This is a genomic window from Escherichia whittamii (assembly GCF_014836715.1).
Lineage (GTDB): Bacteria > Pseudomonadota > Gammaproteobacteria > Enterobacterales > Enterobacteriaceae > Escherichia > Escherichia whittamii.
Map to the genome: position 1 here is coordinate 208,085 of NZ_JACSQI010000005.1, position 20,585 is coordinate 228,669.

The following is a 20,585-nucleotide window of genomic DNA, read 5'->3' on the forward strand; positions in this document are numbered from 1 at the left end:
TTCTATAACCTTTTGTCAACTTTAACAAAAGTTTCTTCACATTAATTTACATAATACCAACAACTTTTGCATTTAATGCTCTTCATCCCAGATCATTGACGACTCCAGGAAAATTAGATGTTGTTGAATCGTGTCCGTTGTGAAGCAATGGAAAAAATACGGGTCTATTTTGACAGGAATTTGTACCGATTCCTCCCCCCAAAAGAGAGTATTTTCTTGATCTGTGACACGCTTTTGTTAATCCATAACAAAAATACAGCAACAAGTTCACGTATTTTTTAACATCATTGTAGCAGGAGATTTTTATCAGGCGATTTTTTGTTCGCACGTTTAGAGAAGGGCTGTCGATTGAAAAATGAACACTTTTGTTCAATATCAGGAAACGTTGTCATCATTTATTGTAAAAAAAAGCCACTGACGTTCAAAAAAACATCAGTGGCTTGTTTTTACAAATGTGGTTATCTATTACCAGACAATTATTCGTAATCGCCTTCAATTAACAGAGAATCATCCCCTTCATGGGCGCCTATCGTGCTGAACTGCCATGGGTTCTGATAACTCTCCATTGCCTGGTATATCACCTGAGCCAGCTCATTACCGCTGGACGGATCATAGCACAGCAAATATTCGGTATCTGGCAGTGGTGGTAAACCGTCCACAGCGCTCAAGACGCGCAGGTCCGGACTCATCATCTCAACCGGCCTTGCCGTTACACCTAACCCCGCTTTCACGGCAGCACGGACCGCCGGCAACGTGGAGGCGACATAAGCCAGACGCCATGGAATATCCGCTTTATTGAGTGTTGCCAGAACCAAATCACGGAACGGACTAGGATCATCCAGCAACACCAGAGGGATCGGCTCGCCTTTTTGCAATACGTATTCCGCAGCGCAATACCAGTGCGTTGGAGAAGTTCTCAGGTTCAACGCCTTAAAGGTATCAGGACGATTTGTGGTAACCATTAAATCCACTTCCTGGGACTTCAGCATATCTGCCATATAGGCATTACGCTTAACGCGGACATCCAGCGCAAGTTTCGGATAAACCGAACTAACGCGATTAAGCAGGAAAGGTAAGATCGTATCAGCAGATTCATCTGAAGCGCCGATTGTTAACACGCCCTGAAGATTACTGAACATCAATGATGAGCAAGCCTCATCATTAAAACGCAGGATCTTCCTGGCATAGCCAAGAAGCTGAATGCCATGTTCAGTTAACAGTTTGTTACGACCATGCCGAGCGAACAGTTCTTTCCCAACGAGTTGTTCAAGACGTTGCATTTGCTGACTAACAGCGGACTGAGTACGACACACAGCGGCAGCTGCGGCAGCAAAAGTGTTCAGATCGGCAACAGCAACAAATGTTCTCAGCAGATCGAGGTCGAGGTTAATTATCGGACGATTTGCACTTATCATATATTATCACTTACTGGCGGCTCATACTGAGCTGGTTAATGCTGTGCACACACAAACAAGCAATTCCATTTGTAATGTGCCTCCCTGGCAGTTTCATCCGGAAGTCTGGATGAAAGTTAAAATGCATATGAGTTGCACTAATAAGAACGACTCACATTGTTCCGTTATAATGCCTGAAGTAGTTCACAGAATATATCTTCAGGAATCGCATATCTATTAAGTTACTCACTCTTTTCTATTTATGACATGCGAGTGTTTGTGTAAATGTAAATGTTGATCCTTGTTCCACTACTAGCAAAGCGGCGCCAACCCGGCGTAAACACGCATAATCGGCGATGATTTGTCTGCGTCACCAGTGGGGGTCCGTCATTTAAGCTAACATTTTACCCTAAAACCCATTTATTTATAAGGGCCATTGCGAATTATCTGATGCAAAGTTATGTTATGTTAGGCAAAGTAATCTTCTATTATTAATAAGCACAACAAAACCTTTTTGAATATTAAATAATAATTAATTAGCACACCTTGCATTCATTAATTCCGCTTAACAATAATTTCGCACGTCATCACCTATACAACACTTCGGTGATCAGTACTCTGTTAATGTTTCACTTATAATGAAAATATCATGAATATGTTATGTTCGTGATTTCTTAAATCAAAGAAAATTCGCACATTTATCTACCAGACAAAAAACCATGCATTAGATTAATACATAGAATAAATCACTACAAAACACAAATCATTAAGCATATGCATCTCAATATTTAATGATTATTAAGTTATTAACAGCACATTCCCTCTTTTTACTCTCGCAAAATCTTGTTCTGCAGAACTTCAAAACACCGCCTCGGGGGAGTACATTGTTCTAAGCTGACTTCCACGGCAGGGAGTGGCGATAACAGCAAAAAAGGTCAAGAGTCATGTCACCCATTGAAAAATCCAGCAAGTTAGAGAATGTCTGTTATGACATCCGTGGTCCGGTGCTGAAAGAAGCAAAACGCCTGGAAGAAGAAGGTAACAAAGTATTGAAACTGAACATCGGCAACCCAGCCCCGTTCGGTTTTGACGCTCCTGATGAGATCCTGGTTGATGTGATACGCAACCTCCCGACAGCTCAGGGCTATTGTGATTCAAAAGGCCTCTACTCTGCGCGTAAGGCCATCATGCAGCACTATCAGGCGCGAGGCATGCGTGATGTTACCGTGGAAGACATTTACATCGGCAATGGGGTATCGGAGCTTATCGTTCAGGCAATGCAGGCATTGCTGAACAGCGGGGATGAAATGTTGGTTCCTGCACCTGATTATCCACTATGGACCGCGGCGGTTTCGCTCTCCAGCGGTAAAGCGGTGCACTACCTTTGCGACGAGTCCTCTGACTGGTTCCCGGACCTCGATGATATTCGCGCTAAAATTACGCCTCGTACGCGCGGTATCGTTATTATCAACCCGAACAACCCAACCGGCGCGGTTTATTCCAAAGAGCTTTTAATGGAAATTGTGGAGATTGCGCGTCAGCATAATCTCATTATTTTCGCCGATGAAATTTACGACAAAATTCTCTACGACGACGCCGAGCATCACTCGATTGCGGCGATGGCGCCTGACCTGCTGACCATTACCTTTAACGGTCTGTCGAAAACGTATCGAGTGGCAGGCTTCCGTCAAGGCTGGATGGTACTGAACGGGCCGAAAAAACACGCCAAAGGCTACATCGAAGGTCTGGAGATGCTGGCCTCAATGCGACTTTGCGCCAACGTTCCCGCACAACACGCGATTCAGACCGCATTGGGTGGCTATCAGAGTATCAGTGAATTTATCTTACCTGGCGGGCGTCTTTACGAGCAGCGTAATCGCGCATGGGAGTTGATTAACGACATTCCAGGCGTTTCCTGCGTGAAGCCACGCGGCGCGCTGTACATGTTCCCGAAAATCGACGCTAAACGTTTTAATATTCACGACGACCAGAAGATGGTGCTGGACTTCCTGTTACAGGAAAAAGTTCTGCTGGTTCAGGGGACGGCTTTTAACTGGCCGTGGCCGGATCACTTCCGCATTGTTACGCTGCCGCGCGTTGATGATATCGAACTGTCATTAAGTAAATTCGCTCGTTTCCTTTCTGGCTATCATCAGCTGTAATCTTAAATTCACTGCCGGAGATTGCATCCGGCAGTGTTATCCCCCCACAATGATCTCATGAAGTCATCACACGCAAGGTCGTTATGAAGCAGAGCCATTTTTTTGCCCATCTCTCCCGTCTGAAACTAATTAACCGCTGGCCGTTAATGCGCAACGTACGGACAGAAAATGTGTCTGAGCACAGTTTGCAGGTGGCGATGGTCGCCCATGCGCTGGCTGCCATTAAAAACCGTAAGTTTGGCGGAAATGTCAACGCTGAACGCATCGCTCTGCTGGCGATGTACCACGATGCCTCTGAAGTGCTCACCGGCGATCTCCCTACCCCAGTGAAATATTTCAATTCGCAAATCGCTCAGGAATACAAAGCTATTGAAAAAATCGCCCAACAAAAGCTGGTCGATATGGTTCCGGAAGAGCTAAGGGATATCTTTGCACCACTCATTGATGAGCATGCGTATAGCGATGAGGAAAAATCGCTGGTGAAACAGGCTGATGCACTTTGTGCCTATCTGAAATGTCTGGAAGAGCTCGCTGCGGGTAATAATGAATTTTTACTTGCAAAGACGCGACTGGAAGCGACGCTTGAAGCGCGCCGCAGTCAGGAGATGGACTACTTCATGGAAGTCTTTGTTCCCAGCTTCCAACTATCGCTCGATGAGATTAGCCAGGATTCACCGCTGTAAGTTGCCGGAGCCAGCGCCGCATCTGGCAATAAGCGCCAGATGCGACATCAGGCTCTCGTCAAAACGGAAACAGCATCGGAATCATCACCACGCAAACCGCCATCACAATAACGGTAAACGGTACTCCCAGCTTCACAAAATCACTAAAGCTGTAATTTCCTGGCCCTAAAACCAACGTGTTAACCGGTGAGGAAACTGGCGTCATAAAGGCGGCAGATGCTGCCATCGCCACCACCATGGCAAATGGATACGGCGAAACGCCCATTGTTTTGGCCGCAGCCAGCGCAATCGGCGCCATCAGCACTGCCGTTGCCGTATTCGAAATAAACAAACCAATCACCGCCGACAAGACAAACAAACAGCCAAGCATCATATGTGGCCCGTAACCGCCGCCGATGTCCATTAACCCTTTTACCGCCAGTGCGACACCGCCTGTTTTCTGTAGCGCCACTGCGAACGGCATCATCCCAACGATCAAAATAATGCTCGGCCAGTGAATGGATTTATAAGCGCTTTCGGCATCGATACAGCGGAATTTCCCCATCAGCAGGCAGGCAATGATGGCCGCAACAGGATTAGGAATTTCATCGGTCAGCATTAACGCCACCATCAACACCAGACAGAAAATGGCATGGGGTGCCTGGCTGTGCGCAGGCGATGCTTCACTCACCTCTTCCGGTAAGTTCAGCGCCACGAAATCGCGGCCCTGTTTTGCCAGCATACCGATAAGCTTCCAGTTACCGACAACCAGGATGATATCGCCCAGCAGCAGAGGCTCATCCGCCAGCGAACCATCCAGCGCCACGCCATTGCGTTTCAGGCCCACCACATTCAGTCCGTAGCGCGTACGAAAGCCAATTTCGCGCACCGATTTACCAATCAACTCAGATTCAGGAATTAATGAAATCTCCGCCATGCCGACATCAAGGGCCTGATCGGAAAAATACTCGCCGCGCAGTACCATTGGCTCCAGCAATTGTTCACTGCAAAATTGTCGGAGATCGACATCAGCCGCAGACATATCAATAAGCAAAACGTCACGCGCACGGAATTCAGAAACCCCGTTCACGTTCACAATAACGCGACGAAAACGCCGCCAGCGTTCAACACCGATGACGTTAGCGCCATAACGTTCACGTAATTTGAGATCGTCCAGTCGCTGGCCAATCATCGGCGAACCGGGACGAATAGCCAGGCGGCGCGCGCGCCCGGTAAGTCGGTATTCACGGATAAGATCGCGGAAGGTACGACGCGTCCAGCCTTCACGCTGCGGGGTCTGGGAATCCCCTTTCAGCATAAAACGCATCACCAGCATATATAAGATACCGAGTACCAATACAACCAGGCCGATGGGGGTTACGCTAAAGAAACTAAAACCATGATAGCCTTCACGCAGCAATTCACTGTTAATCACCAGGTTAGGTGGCGTCGCCACCAGCGTCATCATGCCGCTGATCAGCCCGGCAAAACTCAACGGCATCATCAGGCGCGACGGCGACGTTTGCATGCGCATAGCAACGCTTAACACCACAGGGATAAAGATAGCGACGACGCCGGTTGAACTCATAAACGCGCCAAGGCCCGCAACGGTCAGCATCAACAAAACCAACATTTTGATCTCACTGCTGCCTGCCACTTTAACCAGCCATGTCCCCATTACGGTGGCGACACCCGTGCGGACTAAACCATCACCAATAATAAACAAGGCGGCGATCAGTACCACGTTAGGATCGGAAAAGCCGGAAAACACTTCAGGGACGGTCAGCGTACCGCTTAATGCAAACGCAACAATAACAAACAAAGCGACCGCATCCATACGCACTCTGCCCGTCGCAAACAAGACGATAGCAACCGCCAGTAATGAAAGAACCCAGATCAATTCACCGTTCACAACGTATCCTTGTTAATTGAGGGGGATGGCCTGATTCTGCCATAAAAAAGCCCCGACGGGACGGGGCTAAATCATGATCAGGCGTTTCACGCAATAATAACGTCACCATTTGGCTGTTTGATCACAGTAATTTGTTCCAGACTATGGAGGGCCAAATCCACCTCATTCAAACGCGGGGTATCAGCCGGTGCGTTAACCGCAATGACATGACACCCTGCGGCCAGGCCTGAAAGCACACCTGCGGGAGCATCCTCCACCACCACACATTCCTGCGGTGCAAGGCCCAACAGTTGTGCACCTAACAGATAGGCATCCGGCTCTGGTTTTCCACGTTTAACCCGCTCTGCGGTAACAAACACTTCCGGCGCGGGAAGTCCGGCGACTTTGTGGCGTGCTCGCGCAACAGGCATGGAACCAGAAGTGACAATGGCCCACGGGATCCCCGCTTTATTCAAATGATTGAGCAAAGCTATCGCCCCAGGAAGTGCGGTAATACCTTCGGTTTCCGTGGCCTCAATCTGTTCCAGACGGGTAAACTCGGCGGCAATTTCCTTCTCCGATTTGCCCACCATAAAATGGCGCAGAGACGTAATCGCCTGTTTACCATGAATGAAAGCCAGCACATCTTCCGGTGCTAACCCATGACGTCTGGCCCAGTTGCTCCACGCCCGCTCTACCGCGGGCAGAGAATCCACCAGCGTGCCATCCAGATCAAACAGAAAACCTTTACACCGCACGCGGCCTCCTCAGGCGTTAATAATTTGGTTAATTTCGTTAGCGCTCAGGTGATACTGACGCGGGCAGGCATGCCAGACATTCAACATGCGCAGATATTTCTCCCACATTGGCGTCTGTGCATTAAAGCCGTGAGTTCCGGCATCAAAATGGGTGTAACGCCCTTCAACGTTAACCATAAAGCGTACATAACCGAGATAACGTGCTTCGGTGGCGGCGTCAAAGCCGAGGAAGGTGACACGACGTTCATCGATGGATTGCTGGTCCTGTAAATTAGACCAGGAAACATGCAGCGCGTGATACATCTCCATAATGTCGATGATAGTGCGGCAGGTTTCTTCTTTCAGCTCGCCAAACTCGCGATCCAACTCGCGCATTTGCAAACCATAACCACGTTCAATGATTGTTTGCAGGCGACGGTAACGTTCAGCATTTGCCGGATCGAGCATAGTCATCATTTTGTACTGGTTAGACAAAATAAGACGTTGCGCGTTGGTCATTTCCATTGTTGACTCCTGTATCACTCTACTACGGTGAAAAAAAAGAAGGCCGATGTCTGCCTTCTTTTATATGCGTAATCAGGGGTCAATTACAAATCATCAAGGAAAGTTTTATCCAGTTGTTTGAAGGCACGCTTAAGCGTGTCAGCTAATGCCTGGTAATCAGGCTTGCCTTCAACAGGTGCCAGCACCTGTCCAGACTCCTGCAATTTACCGCGAACTTCATAAAACCAGTTGAGGATTGCAGGTGGTAATGGCGTTACAGAACGCTTGCCCAGCCACCACAGTCCCTGCATGGGTAAGCTTAGAGCGAACAACGCAGTGGCGACTGCCGGACCAAGCTGACCGCCCAGTGCAATCTGCCAGCAGAGAGTAAACACGGCGATCGGCGGCATAAAGCGGATCGCATAGCGCGTCATCTTAATGACACGATTCTCAACAAAGACCGGGGCAAGGCGTTTTTCCAGCGGCCACGTCTTTGAGTAATGCTGTCCCCGGCGAAACAAGCTAAAAAAATTAACAGAACGATTATCCGGCGTTGACATGCTTCACCTCAACTTCACATATAAAGATTCAAAAATTTGTGCAAATTCACAACTCAGCGGGACAACGTTCAAAACATTTTGTCTTCCATACCCACAATCAGGTATCCTTTAGCAGCCTGAAATGGCCGAGTAGTACATATTCATTGAGTCGTCAAATTCATAAACATTATGCCATTGGCTGAAAATTACGCAAAATGGCATAGACTCAAGATATTTCTTCCATCATGCAAAAAAAATTTGCAGTGCATGATGTTAATCATAAATGTCGGTGTCATCATGCGCTACGCTCTATGGCTCCCTGACGTTTTTTTAGCCACGTATCAATTATAGGTACTTCCATGTCGAGTAAGTTAGTACTGGTTCTGAACTGCGGTAGTTCTTCACTGAAATTTGCAATCATCGATGCAGTAAATGGTGAAGAGTACCTTTCTGGTTTAGCCGAATGTTTCCACCTGCCCGAAGCACGTATCAAATGGAAAATGGACGGCAATAAACAAGAAGCGGATTTAGGTGCAGGCGCCGCTCACAGCGAAGCGCTCAACTTTATCGTTAATACTATTCTGGCACAAAAACCAGAACTTTCTGCACAGCTGACCGCTATCGGCCACCGTATCGTACACGGCGGCGAGAAGTATACCAGCTCCGTAGTGATCGACGAGTCTGTTATTCAGGGTATCAAAGATGCAGCTTCTTTTGCACCTCTGCACAACCCGGCTCACCTGATCGGTATCGAAGAAGCTCTGAAATCTTTCCCGCAGTTGAAAGATAAAAACGTTGCAGTGTTCGACACCGCATTCCACCAGACTATGCCGGAAGAGTCTTACCTCTATGCCCTGCCGTACAACCTGTACAAAGAGCACGGCATCCGTCGTTACGGCGCGCACGGCACCAGCCACTTCTATGTAACCCAGGAAGCGGCAAAAATGCTGAACAAACCGGTAGAAGAACTGAACATCATCACCTGCCACCTGGGCAACGGTGGTTCCGTTTCTGCTATCCGCAACGGTAAATGCGTTGATACCTCTATGGGTCTGACCCCGCTGGAAGGTCTGGTAATGGGTACTCGCTCTGGCGATATCGACCCGGCTATCATCTTCCACCTGCACGACACCCTGGGCATGAGCGTTGACGCAATCAACAAAATGCTGACCAAAGAGTCTGGCCTGCTGGGTCTGACCGAAGTCACCAGCGACTGCCGCTATGTTGAAGACAACTACGCGACGAAAGAAGACGCGAAGCGCGCAATGGACGTTTACTGCCACCGCCTGGCAAAATACATCGGTGCATACACCGCGCTGATGGATGGTCGTCTGGACGCTGTTGTATTTACCGGTGGTATTGGTGAAAATGCCGCGATGGTTCGTGAACTGTCTCTGGGCAAACTGGGCGTGCTGGGCTTTGAAGTTGATCACGAACGCAACCTGGCTGCACGTTTCGGCAAATCTGGTTTCATCAACAAAGAAGGTACCCGTCCTGCGGTGGTTATCCCAACCAACGAAGAACTGGTTATCGCGCAAGACGCGAGCCGCCTGACTGCCTGATTTCACACCGCCAGCACAGCTGGCGGTGCTGTTTTGTAACCCGCCAAACCGGCGGTAACGAAAGAGGATAAACCGTGTCCCGTATTATTATGCTGATCCCTACCGGAACCAGCGTCGGTCTGACCAGCGTCAGCCTTGGCGTGATCCGTGCAATGGAACGCAAAGGCGTTCGTCTGAGCGTTTTCAAACCTATCGCTCAGCCGCGTACCGGTGGCGATGCGCCCGATCAGACAACGACTATCGTGCGTGCGAACTCTTCCACCACGACAGCCGCTGAACCGCTGAAAATGAGTTACGTTGAAGGTCTGCTTTCCAGCAATAAGAAAGATGTGCTGATGGAAGAGATCGTCGCGAACTACCACGCCAACACCAAAGACGCTGAAGTGGTTCTGGTTGAAGGTCTGGTCCCGACACGTAAGCACCAGTTTGCCCAGTCCCTGAACTACGAAATCGCCAAAACGCTGAACGCGGAAATCGTCTTCGTTATGTCTCAGGGTACTGATACCCCGGAACAGTTGAAAGAGCGTATCGAACTGACCCGCAACAGCTTCGGCGGCGAAAAAAACACCAACATCACTGGCGTTATCGTTAACAAACTGAACGCTCCGGTTGATGAGCAAGGTCGTACTCGCCCGGATCTGTCCGAGATTTTCGACGACTCTACCAAAGCTAAAGTGAACAATGTTGATCCGGCGAAGCTGCAAGAATCCAGCCCGCTGCCGGTTCTCGGCGCTGTGCCGTGGAGCTTTGATCTGATCGCGACCCGAGCGATCGATATGGCTCGCCACCTGAACGCCACCATCATCAACGAAGGCGACATCAACACTCGCCGCGTGAAATCAGTCACTTTCTGCGCACGCAGCATTCCGCACATGCTGGAGCACTTCCGTGCAGGTTCTCTGCTGGTCACTTCCGCAGACCGTCCTGACGTACTGGTTGCTGCTTGCCTGGCTGCAATGAACGGCGTAGAAATCGGCGCCCTGCTGCTGACTGGCGGCTACGAAATGGACGCACGCATTTCTAAACTGTGCGAACGCGCTTTCGCTACCGGCCTGCCGGTATTCATGGTGAATACTAACACCTGGCAGACTTCTCTGAGCCTGCAGAGCTTCAATCTGGAAGTTCCGGTTGACGATCACGAGCGTATCGAGAAAGTTCAGGAATATGTTGCTAACTACATCAACGCTGACTGGATTGACTCTCTGACTGCCACTTCCGAGCGCAGCCGTCGTCTGTCTCCGCCAGCGTTCCGTTATCAGCTGACCGAACTGGCGCGCAAAGCGGGCAAACGTATCGTTCTGCCGGAAGGCGACGAACCGCGTACCGTTAAAGCCGCCGCTATCTGTGCTGAACGTGGCATCGCAACTTGCGTACTGCTGGGTAACCCGGCAGAGATCAACCGCGTTGCAGCGTCTCAGGGCGTAGAACTGGGTGCAGGCATTGAAATCGTTGATCCAGAAGTGGTTCGCGAAAATTATGTTGCACGTCTGGTCGAACTGCGTAAGAACAAAGGCATGACCGAAACCGTTGCCCGCGAACAGCTGGAAGACAACGTAGTTCTCGGTACGCTGATGCTGGAGCAGGATGAAGTTGATGGCCTGGTTTCCGGTGCTGTCCACACTACCGCAAACACCATCCGTCCGCCGCTGCAGTTAATCAAAACTGCTCCGGGCAGCTCTCTGGTATCTTCTGTGTTCTTCATGCTGCTGCCAGAACAGGTTTATGTTTACGGTGACTGTGCGATCAACCCGGATCCGACCGCTGAACAGCTGGCAGAAATCGCGATTCAGTCCGCAGATTCCGCTGCAGCCTTCGGTATCGAACCGCGCGTGGCTATGCTCTCCTACTCCACCGGTACTTCTGGTGCAGGTAGTGACGTAGAGAAAGTTCGCGAAGCAACTCGTCTGGCGCAGGAAAAACGTCCTGACCTGATGATCGACGGCCCGCTGCAGTACGATGCTGCGGTAATGGCTGACGTTGCGAAATCTAAAGCGCCGAACTCTCCGGTTGCAGGTCGCGCTACCGTGTTCATCTTCCCGGATCTGAACACCGGTAACACCACCTACAAAGCGGTACAGCGTTCTGCCGACCTGATCTCCATCGGGCCGATGCTCCAGGGTATGCGCAAGCCGGTTAACGACCTGTCCCGTGGCGCACTGGTTGACGATATCGTCTACACCATCGCGCTGACTGCGATTCAGTCTGCACAGCAGCAGTAATCTCGTCATAATCCGCAGCCTTACTGCTACGGATATCAGAACCGGAAATAGTCACTATTTCCGGTTTTTTATTCTCTTAATTTGCATTACTCCTTTCTGATTATCTTGCTTAACTGCGCTGCATCAATGAATTGCGTCATCTCACTTTGCATACTTACCACTTTGTCTTGTGCAAGGGAAAATTTGCGCTATGTCCGCAATAACTGAATCCAAACCAACCAGAAGATGGGCAATGCCCGATACGCTGGTGATTATCTTTTTTGTTGCTATTTTAACCAGCCTCGCCACCTGGGTAGTTCCGGTGGGGATGTTTGACAGTCAGGAAGTGCAGTATCAGGTTGATGGTCAGACAAAAACACGCAAGGTTGTAGACCCTCACTCATTTCGCATTCTGACCAACGAGGCGGGCGAACCAGAGTATCACCGCGTACAACTGTTCACGACGGGAGATGAACGCCCCGGCCTGATGAACTTCCCATTTGAAGGGCTAACCTCTGGCTCGAAATACGGGACAGCCGTTGGCATCATCATGTTTATGCTGGTAATTGGCGGCGCGTTTGGCATCGTGATGCGCACAGGAACTATTGATAACGGCATCCTGGCGCTTATCCGCCACACACGAGGGAATGAGATTCTTTTCATTCCGGCGTTATTTATTCTCTTTTCACTCGGCGGTGCGGTATTTGGCATGGGGGAAGAGGCTGTCGCCTTTGCCATCATTATCGCACCACTCATGGTACGGCTGGGTTATGACAGTATCACCACCGTCCTGGTAACCTATATCGCTACGCAAATCGGTTTTGCCAGCTCATGGATGAACCCGTTCTGCGTGGTCGTCGCCCAGGGGATTGCTGGCGTTCCGGTGCTTTCCGGCTCCGGCCTGCGCATTGTGGTGTGGGTGATCGCTACTCTGATTGGCCTGGTCTTCACCATGGTGTACGCCTCGCGGGTGAAAAAGAATCCTCTGTTATCACGCGTGCATGATTCCGATCGCTTCTTCCGTGAAAAACAGGCTGACGTTGAACAACGTCCGTTTACCTTTGGTGACTGGCTGGTATTGATTGTTTTAACCGCCGTCATGATCTGGGTGATTTGGGGCGTTATCGTCAATGCCTGGTTTATTCCAGAAATTGCCAGCCAGTTCTTCACGATGGGTCTGGTGATTGGCATCATCGGCGTTGTTTTCCGTCTTAACGGCATGACGGTAAATACCATGGCTTCGTCCTTTACCGAAGGCGCGCGAATGATGATAGCCCCCGCCCTGCTGGTGGGTTTCGCCAAAGGGATTTTGCTGCTGGTCGGTAATGGTGAAGCGGGAGATGCCAGCGTGCTGAATACCATCCTCAACAGCATTGCCAATGCCATTAGCGGTCTGGATAACGCAGTTGCGGCCTGGTTTATGCTGCTCTTCCAGGCAGTATTCAATTTCTTTGTGACATCCGGGTCTGGTCAGGCAGCGTTAACCATGCCGTTACTGGCACCGCTTGGCGATCTGGTCGGCGTTAACCGTCAGGTTACCGTGCTGGCCTTCCAGTTTGGCGATGGCTTCAGCCATATCATTTACCCGACTTCGGCTTCGTTAATGGCAACGCTCGGTGTTTGCCGTGTGGACTTCCGTAACTGGATAAAAGTGGGTGCAACACTGCTTGGACTACTGTTTATTATGTCCAGCGTGGTGGTGATAGGTGCCCAGTTGATGGGCTACCATTAAGTCAAGGATCCCCTTGCCAGTCTTTCTGGCAAGGGGAACTGATTACAATAGCTCTCTGGCGGCTGCCACAATATCATGTGCCGTTAAACCATATTCCCGTTGTAAAAAGTCCTGAGTTCCAACCTGGCCATAACGCTCTTTAACCCCCACCCGACGCATGGGCACAGGACAAGTTTCTACAAGTACTTCAGCAACTGCTGAACCTAATCCATTGTGAATACTATGGTTTTCACATGTCACGATCCGCCCTGTTTTTTCGGCATAATTTTTAATTAACATCCGATCAATAGGTTTGAGAGTAAACATATCAATGACCGCTGCACTTACCCCAGCCTGCTCAAGTTGACGAGCAGCCTCAAGCGCTTCCGCCACCATAATGCCATTAGCAATCAAGGTGATATCCGTACCTTCACGTAATACCTGCCCTTTACCAATCGTAAAGGTCGTACCTGGTGCGTAAATACTCGCTGCTTGCTTACGGATGGTACGAACCCAGTAAAACCCATCAAGCACCACAAGCTGGCGTAAAATATCACTAAACATCACTGCATCGGTCATCTCCATCACCACCGAATGCGCCAGCCCGCGCACAATCCCCATATCTTCAAATGACATATGTGTTCCGCCATTGTGGCAAGCGGTAACACCCGCATCAGAAGCGATAACTTTGACGTTAGCACGCTGGTAATCAAGCGACATAAAGAGCTGATCAAAACAGCGACGGCTGGCAAATGCGGTAAAGGTATGCACGAATGGCTTGCGCCCGGTTAAGGCCAGCCCTGCTGCTGTGCCGATAACATTGGCTTCCATAATGCCGCAATTGATGACGTGCTGTGGATAATCCCGCGCCACGCTGTCCATTGCCATAGAACTCATTAAATCAGCCTCAAGGGCAATGACAGAATTACCGTTTTCACTCTGTTGCGCGATAAAACCTGCATAAACTTTGCGCATTTCGATACTGTCTTTTTGTCCTGCCGGTGCGAGCTTAATCATGCATGGCCTCCAGTTGGCGAATTGTTTCGTTTAGCGTCTCCTTCATTTCTTCCGTGAGGCGTAAGTGATGGGAATTACTGAGTTGCTCGAGACACGGTACCCCCTGCCCTTTAATGCTATCGAGAATGACCACTCTCGGTCTGGCCTCTGCTGGCAGGACAGGTTTAACTACATTCAACAAGCCCTCAATATCATCTCCCTTCACTGTCACGACATCAAAACCGAAAGCGCGGAATTTACCTTCTAAATCAAACGGATTAATAATTTCATCCAGTTCGCCATCAAGCTGCTGTTTGTTCCAGTCAACAAAAACAGTGAGATTATTCAAACGATGATGTGCGATAAACTGGAAGGCTTCCCAACATTGGCCTTCATTAAGTTCACCGTCACCGACAATACAAAAAACCCGATTCTTGCGCCCCGCCAGTTTATGCGACAGCGCCATCCCTCCGGCAATGGATATCCCCTGCCCCAGCGATCCTGTGGTGGCATCAACACCACGCGTCTTTAGCCGATCCGGATGACTTGGTAAGCGAGTTCCGTTCTGATTTAAGGTGCTTAATTCTTCCAGTGGAAAATAACCTTTCAGTGCCAGAGTACTGTAGAGCGCAGGTCCGGCATGCCCTTTTGACAAGACAAAATAGTCACGCTCAGGCCAGTCGGGATCAGCAGGATCAATTTTCATTACCGCGCCATAAAGAACTGCCAGCGTCTCCACAACCGACATGCTGCCACCATAATGACCGAAGCCAAGATGGGTTAATGATTTCAGCGTCTGGATACGAATATCCCGTGCAAATTGCGTCACTTCTTTAACATTCATGATTTGGCTCCGCTCCTCTCCTGCGCTTTGGCAGCGAGTTTGTTATTGGCGAAAATGTTCCAGGCAACCAGCAGCACAAATAGCGCTACTACAAGTCCGGTGATGGCAAAAGGTGAGAGATAACGTGCCAGGTTTCCGAGAATGATGCCGACAACACCAAAATCTGCATCGGAAAAGGTCGTATTCGCAAAGCCTATCGCCCCCAGAACTGGCAATAACAGCACTGGCAGGAAGGTAATCAATAAGCCATTCGCAAAAGCACCTATCATCGCGCCGCGGCGTCCACCTGTAGCGTTACCAAATACCCCCGCAGTCGCCCCGGTGAAGAAGTGAGGAACGACACCAGGAAGGATCAGCACCAGCTTCATCTGCCCCAACAAAAATAGCCCCACCAAACCGCCAAGAAAGCTAAACAAGAAGCCAACTAGCACTGCGTTTGGCGCATACGGATACACAACCGGGCAATCGAGGGCTGGACGGGCATTCGGCACCAGCTTTTCTGAGAACCCGGTAAATGCCGGAACTATTTCAGCAAGGATTAAACGCACACCTTGCAGAATGATAAATACGCCAGCAGCGAAGGTGATGGCCATAATGATGGCGTAGACAAGGTAGTTTTGACCGCCACTGAACTGGCTTTCAACGTACTCACGACCCGCACTGATCGCCATGATCAGATAAATCACCATCATCGTCAGGGAAATAGAGATGGAACTGTCGCGCAGGAAGCTCAGATTTTTGGGCAAATTCATCTCTTCGGTGGAACGGGAACCTTTACCGCACACGCTGCCAATCCAGCCAGAGAGTACATATCCCAGGGTGCCAAAGTGACCAAATGCGATGTCATCATTCCCGGTAATACGCCTCATATAGCGTTGTGCTAGTGCCGGGAAAAATGCCATCACCAGTCCCAGAATAAGAGAACCGGTAAATACCAGTGATATACCGTCAAAACCAGCCACTGTCAGAATCACACCAATCATGCAGGCCATGTAAAATGTGTGGTGCCCGGTCAGGAAGATATATTTCAGGCGGGTAAAGCGGGCAACAATAATATTCGCCACCATACCAAATGCCATAATAAGCGCCGTCGATGCGCCATATTTTTCTAACGCAATAGAAACAATAGCCTCATTATTAGGAATGATACCCTGAATATTAAAGGCATGTTCAAACATACTCCCCAGCGGATTTAAAGAACCAACTAAAACAGTGGCACCACCGCCCAGTACAATAAAGCCGAGGATGGTTTTAATTGTGCCTTTAACAACATCTGAAAAGTTTTTTTTCTGCGCAACCAGACCGATTAAGGCAATCAAACCGACCAGTACCGAGGGTACTTTGAGTATATCAACAACAAAATTCAGCGTTTCAAGGATAAACATATCCACCTCGCTTCAATTAAGGTTATTGTTTTGCGAACCAGTTACGCAGTTGCGTTTCGAGTTCATTAATATCAATGATGTTGTTGATAACCACCAACTGACTTTCCGGTACGCTGGCACTGGCGGCAATATCTTTAGCCATCACAAATAAATCAGCAGCCCCAGGCGTTGCTGATGAGAGATCGGAATGTTCCACTTCCGCTTCTATCTCCATTTTTTTCAGAACTTTTTTAATATTCATTTCGACCATAAAACTACTACCAAGCCCGGAGCCACAAATAGCCATAATTTTCATTATATTCACCATGTTAAGTTGTAGAAGTTCTCATCACGCAACGGCGTAATGTTGTGATAAAACTGAATTTGGAATGTAATTAGAATCGTGAAATTATCGTTTTTATTTCCTCCAGGTTGCGAGCCTGATGCAATTCCTGTAAATCCTTCTCACTGGAGAACAACTCAGCCAGTGCAGATATCATTTCGATATGACTGTGTTTGTCTGGTGCGGCAAGTAAAATGATGATATCTACAGGATCAAATTCCTCTGCATTAAAACTGACACCTTCTTCAAGTTTTAATAATGATAACCCTAATCCTTTTGCTCCTTCTTCTGGTCTGGCATGCGGCATGGCCAGCCCAGGCGCCAGGACATAATAAGGCCCCAGTTTTTCATGTTGTGTTTTTATCGCACTGAGATAATCCGTGGTAATTATCTCCGCCTCCAGTAACGGTCTGGCACAAATATCTAATGCCTGCTGCCAGGTTGCGACATTCTTTCGTAATGCGATTGTTGAATCAGAAAGCCAGGTATTAAGCACTTGTCCTCCTCATTTTCCGTGTCAATGAGCAGACTTTAAGCAAGCAACGGCGGTATATCTGAGATCAATCTCACAAAGATAGCGCTATCAGTATGTATCATTCATATTTGTGATAGCGCTATCAAAACGGATTTCACTGATGAAATCCAAACTTCTATCAGAAATTAAGAGGTATACTCTGCTACCAACAGGAAGCCGTTGATGTTAAGTAAAAAAAGATCTCCATATGTAGTCGCTGAGCAGGATTTTGTATGGCAATAACCCGAAAACGTCGTAGTACAGGTAAAGTCACTATCGCCGATGTCGCGCAACTCGCGGGAGTTGGCACAATGACAGTATCCAGAGCGTTACGCACTCCCGAACAAGTTTCCGATAAACTGCGGGAGAAGATTGAAGCCGCAGTTAATGAATTAGGGTACATGCCCAACCTCACTGCAAGTGCGCTGGCATCGGCATCGTCACACACGATTGCAATGGTCGTACCAAACCTGGCTGAAGCGGGATGCACGGAAATGTTTGCCGGACTGCAACATGTGCTACAACCAGCGGGATATCAGATAATCCTGGCCGAGTCACGCCATCGTCTGGAACAAGAAGAAAAACTGCTGGAAACCCTGCTGGCTTCGAATATCGCCGCAGCAATTTTGCTCAGTGTTGAGCATAATAATACCGTGCGTAACTGGCTCAAAAATGCCTCGATTCCCGTTATGGAAATCGGTGCCATTCGTACCGATCCGATTGATATGAACATTGGTATTGATAATGTCGCAGCAATGTTCGAACTGACGGATATGCTGGTACAACGTGGTTATCAGAATATCGGTTTGCTATGCGCCAACCAGGAACAGTGGATCTTTCAGCAGCATTTACAGGGATGGTATAAAGCCATGTTACGCCATCATATGTCTCCCAACCGTGTTATTAATGCTGCTCTGCCACCGGTCTTTTCCACCGGAGCATCACAATTGCCGGAATTTTTACTCGCATGGCCGGAACTGGATGTCCTGGTATGTGTGTCAGATGAGTTGGCTTGCGGTGTCCTGTACGAATGTCAACGAAGACGCATCAAAGTACCAGACGATCTCGCCGTAGTGGGATTTGGTGACAGTGACGTTAGCAAAGTTTGCCAACCGCCATTAACAACAATGGCCGTTCCTCACAGGAAAATTGGTCTGGAAGCAGGAAAGGCTTTGCTGGAACGAATTAAAGAAGGTAACTGGAGCGATCAGATACTCATCGCTCCCAGTTTATGTTTACGTGAAAGCTGCTGAAACTTATTAAGCCTCTTCTGGATCTTCTTTAGTTTCTACTTCATTCCTGGCATTGCGCTTCATCCACAGTGCAAGAGCTTTCAGCGAGTCTGGTGTGAACTCATCGCAACGAGCGGTGATTTCTTCAGGCGTCAGCCAGCAAACCTCACTGACTTCATCTTCCTGAAGGGCGAAGGGACCGTGAGAAACACAGCTGAACAACGCGCCCCAGACACGGCAATTTTTGTCTTCGAAATAGAACTGCCCGTGCTCGGCAAAGGGGACACCGGCAATGCCCAACTCTTCTTCCGCTTCGCGACGTGCGGATTCCAGCAGTTGCTCATCGGCCTGGACCACACCACCCGCGGTCGCATCTAACATGCCGGGTAAAAAGTCTTTTGTCTCGGTACGACGCTGGACCAGAATTTTGCCCATACCATCATGCACGACGATGTAAGTTGCACGATGACGCAGACACTGTGCCCGCATTTGTTCCCGGCTGGCTTGTGCAATGACTTCGTTATCTTCATTGACAATATCCACCCATTCAGTACTTGCCAAACGACGCTGTTCCATTATCAGGAAACCTTCTTTTTCTGGCGCTCTTACGGCGCATTTTGAGTTGTTGGGTAAATTACGGATTAATCGCGACCTGCGCAATGATACTTTGATCATTGAGTGCGATTACGCTTAGTACGTCATCTTCGAGCATGCCGTAGCTCGCCAGATTGCCGCCTTTCGGAATGCTAACCGAACCGGGGTTGAAGTGGAAAATCTCCCCCCGCTGCTCCGCCACCGGCAGATGGGTATGACCATACACCAGCACGTCATTCTGGTTTAACGCCGGCAGATTATCCGGACCAAACAGATGACCATGTGTCAGAAACAGGCGCTGTTTTTCCAGCAACACCTGTTGCCATGGCGCGGTCATTGGGAAATGCAGCAGCATTTGGTCCACTTCACTGTCGCAGTTACCACGTACTGCGATAACTTTATGCGCCACTTCGTTCAACCGTTCTGCCACCTTTGCCGGCGCATAGCCCTCCGGTAAAGCATTGCGTGGGCCGTGATTCAGCACGTCGCCAAGAATCACCAGCCATTGAGCGCCGCTTTGGGCAAACAACTCCAGTACACGTTCCGTCGCCGGTAACGACCCATGAATGTCCGATGCAAACATCAGTTTCATCACTCACTCCTCGTCGAAAAAACGTTAGCTATGATACTGGATTCTGTCACCGCTATCAGCCAGATTGCTTTGCTGAAAGTGCAATAAAGCGCTGAACTGAAGCCCGCTGCCACTGGAATGCCGCATAATCCACCAGACGCTCCGGCACATCATCGCCGTGCAGCACCAGACGATTAATCATTAGCGCTAAATCAGTATCAGCAATGCACCACTCGCCAAACAAATTAGGCTGGTTATGGATCAATAAATGTTCTGTCATAGCGAACAGTTTCTCCGCGCTGGCTTTTCCCTCCGCCGTTAGCGGTGCTTTTTTTGCACCAGCAAAAACGACATCCGTCGAACGCTCTTCACGCAGAGGCATCAGGTCGCTTCTCAGCCATGCCTGAATCTGCCGGGCACGCGCCCGATTTTGCAGATCCAATGGATAAATGCGTTCCCAGGTTGGCGGCGCAAAACGGTCTTCCAGATATTCCGCTATGGCAGAGGATTCGCTCAACTCAAAATCATCAATCTGTAACAAAGGCACGCGGCGTGTCTGCCCGTAACCTTGCCACGTCGGCTGTAAATGTTCACCGCTGCCAAGGTCGATAGTCTTTATATGAAAAGGTAGTCCTTTTTCCTGCAACGCCACCCAGGCGGATAACACGTAGGGGGAGAAAAAATGGGCATCTGACCAAAGCGTGATAGCGGGTTTACTCATTATATCCTCGGCGATAAAGGGGCTTGCTCTCAAACTATAGAGCCTT

19 protein-coding genes are annotated in these 20,585 nt (G+C 49.2%); 6 read left to right on the top strand and 13 right to left on the bottom strand.

Annotation, left to right across the window (positions count from 1 at the left end):
- Window positions 1-476: 476 nt before the first annotated feature.
- Window positions 477-1,415 carry a transcriptional regulator LrhA gene (gene lrhA / locus H9644_RS10505; protein WP_064526611.1) on the bottom strand — a complete coding sequence of 313 codons (939 nt, stop codon included), beginning with the start codon at window positions 1,413-1,415 and terminating at the stop codon, window positions 477-479.
- Window positions 1,416-2,338: 923 nt separating this feature from the next.
- Here lrhA and alaA point away from each other — a divergent pair.
- Both alaA and yfbR read left to right on the top strand, forming a co-directional pair.
- Window positions 2,339-3,556 carry an alanine transaminase AlaA gene (alaA, locus tag H9644_RS10510; RefSeq protein WP_064526608.1) on the top strand — a complete coding sequence of 406 codons (1,218 nt, stop codon included), beginning with the start codon at window positions 2,339-2,341 and terminating at the stop codon, window positions 3,554-3,556.
- 83 nt (window positions 3,557-3,639) lie between these two features.
- Window positions 3,640-4,239, top strand: a complete 600-nt coding sequence (gene yfbR, locus H9644_RS10515; protein WP_000813861.1) for a 5'-deoxynucleotidase — start codon at window positions 3,640-3,642, stop codon at window positions 4,237-4,239.
- 58 nt (window positions 4,240-4,297) lie between these two features.
- Here yfbR and H9644_RS10520 read toward each other — a convergent pair whose 3' ends face one another.
- From H9644_RS10520 to yfbV, 4 genes are all read right to left on the bottom strand, one after another.
- Window positions 4,298-6,130: an SLC13 family permease gene (locus H9644_RS10520; RefSeq protein ID WP_064526605.1), complete on the bottom strand. Its 1,833-nt coding sequence runs from the start codon at window positions 6,128-6,130 to the stop codon at window positions 4,298-4,300.
- 86 nt (window positions 6,131-6,216) lie between these two features.
- On the bottom strand, window positions 6,217-6,867 hold the full coding sequence (gene hxpA, locus H9644_RS10525; protein ID WP_064526602.1) for a hexitol phosphatase HxpA: 651 nt from the start codon (window positions 6,865-6,867) through the stop codon (window positions 6,217-6,219).
- Window positions 6,868-6,876: 9 nt separating this feature from the next.
- Window positions 6,877-7,371, bottom strand: a complete 495-nt coding sequence (locus H9644_RS10530; protein ID WP_064526599.1) for a YfbU family protein — start codon at window positions 7,369-7,371, stop codon at window positions 6,877-6,879.
- A gap of 83 nt (window positions 7,372-7,454) precedes the next feature.
- Window positions 7,455-7,910, bottom strand: a complete 456-nt coding sequence (gene yfbV, locus H9644_RS10535) for a terminus macrodomain insulation protein YfbV (RefSeq protein ID WP_000106627.1) — start codon at window positions 7,908-7,910, stop codon at window positions 7,455-7,457.
- Between the two features lie 338 nt (window positions 7,911-8,248).
- Between yfbV and ackA the strand changes: the two genes are divergently transcribed.
- The 3 genes from ackA (at window position 8,249) to yfcC (ending at window position 13,381) form a co-directional block, all read left to right on the top strand.
- Complete coding sequence (gene ackA, locus H9644_RS10540) at window positions 8,249-9,451, top strand: acetate kinase (RefSeq protein WP_064526596.1); 1,203 nt, start codon at window positions 8,249-8,251, stop codon at window positions 9,449-9,451.
- Between the two features lie 74 nt (window positions 9,452-9,525).
- Window positions 9,526-11,670 (top strand): phosphate acetyltransferase, encoded by a 2,145-nt coding sequence (gene pta / locus H9644_RS10545; protein WP_064526593.1) that lies wholly within the window; start codon window positions 9,526-9,528, stop codon window positions 11,668-11,670.
- A gap of 190 nt (window positions 11,671-11,860) precedes the next feature.
- Window positions 11,861-13,381: a putative basic amino acid antiporter YfcC gene (yfcC, locus tag H9644_RS10550; protein ID WP_191774485.1), complete on the top strand. Its 1,521-nt coding sequence runs from the start codon at window positions 11,861-11,863 to the stop codon at window positions 13,379-13,381.
- A gap of 42 nt (window positions 13,382-13,423) precedes the next feature.
- On the opposite strand, the gene H9644_RS10555 is transcribed toward yfcC, so the two are convergent.
- The 5 genes from H9644_RS10555 to H9644_RS10575 form a co-directional block, all read right to left on the bottom strand.
- On the bottom strand, window positions 13,424-14,377 hold the full coding sequence (locus tag H9644_RS10555) for a transketolase family protein (RefSeq protein ID WP_064526588.1): 954 nt from the start codon (window positions 14,375-14,377) through the stop codon (window positions 13,424-13,426).
- Window positions 14,370-15,200: a transketolase gene (locus H9644_RS10560; protein WP_191774487.1), complete on the bottom strand. Its 831-nt coding sequence runs from the start codon at window positions 15,198-15,200 to the stop codon at window positions 14,370-14,372. The genes H9644_RS10555 and H9644_RS10560 overlap by 8 nt, the downstream gene beginning before the upstream one ends.
- A complete protein-coding gene (locus H9644_RS10565; protein ID WP_191774489.1) occupies window positions 15,197-16,585 on the bottom strand; it encodes a PTS ascorbate transporter subunit IIC in 1,389 nt (462 codons plus the stop codon). The genes H9644_RS10560 and H9644_RS10565 overlap by 4 nt, the downstream gene beginning before the upstream one ends.
- A 22-nt stretch (window positions 16,586-16,607) precedes the next feature.
- Window positions 16,608-16,880: a PTS sugar transporter subunit IIB gene (locus tag H9644_RS10570; RefSeq protein WP_000699821.1), complete on the bottom strand. Its 273-nt coding sequence runs from the start codon at window positions 16,878-16,880 to the stop codon at window positions 16,608-16,610.
- A gap of 79 nt (window positions 16,881-16,959) precedes the next feature.
- Window positions 16,960-17,403, bottom strand: coding sequence for a PTS sugar transporter subunit IIA (locus tag H9644_RS10575; RefSeq protein ID WP_191774491.1), 444 nt, complete (start codon window positions 17,401-17,403; stop codon window positions 16,960-16,962).
- A gap of 251 nt (window positions 17,404-17,654) precedes the next feature.
- Here H9644_RS10575 and H9644_RS10580 point away from each other — a divergent pair, with 251 nt between their 5' ends.
- Window positions 17,655-18,674 (top strand): LacI family DNA-binding transcriptional regulator, encoded by a 1,020-nt coding sequence (locus H9644_RS10580; protein ID WP_191774493.1) that lies wholly within the window; start codon window positions 17,655-17,657, stop codon window positions 18,672-18,674.
- Between the two features lie 6 nt (window positions 18,675-18,680).
- Here H9644_RS10580 and yfcD read toward each other — a convergent pair whose 3' ends face one another.
- From yfcD to yfcF, 3 genes are read right to left on the bottom strand one after another with little or no spacing between them, the layout of a single operon-like run.
- A complete protein-coding gene (yfcD, locus tag H9644_RS10585; RefSeq protein ID WP_064526572.1) occupies window positions 18,681-19,229 on the bottom strand; it encodes an NUDIX hydrolase YfcD in 549 nt (182 codons plus the stop codon).
- 58 nt (window positions 19,230-19,287) lie between these two features.
- Window positions 19,288-19,839, bottom strand: coding sequence for a phosphodiesterase (yfcE, locus tag H9644_RS10590; protein WP_064526570.1), 552 nt, complete (start codon window positions 19,837-19,839; stop codon window positions 19,288-19,290).
- Between the two features lie 55 nt (window positions 19,840-19,894).
- Window positions 19,895-20,539 carry a glutathione transferase gene (gene yfcF / locus H9644_RS10595; RefSeq protein ID WP_064526567.1) on the bottom strand — a complete coding sequence of 215 codons (645 nt, stop codon included), beginning with the start codon at window positions 20,537-20,539 and terminating at the stop codon, window positions 19,895-19,897.
- Window positions 20,540-20,585: the final 46 nt, after the last annotated feature.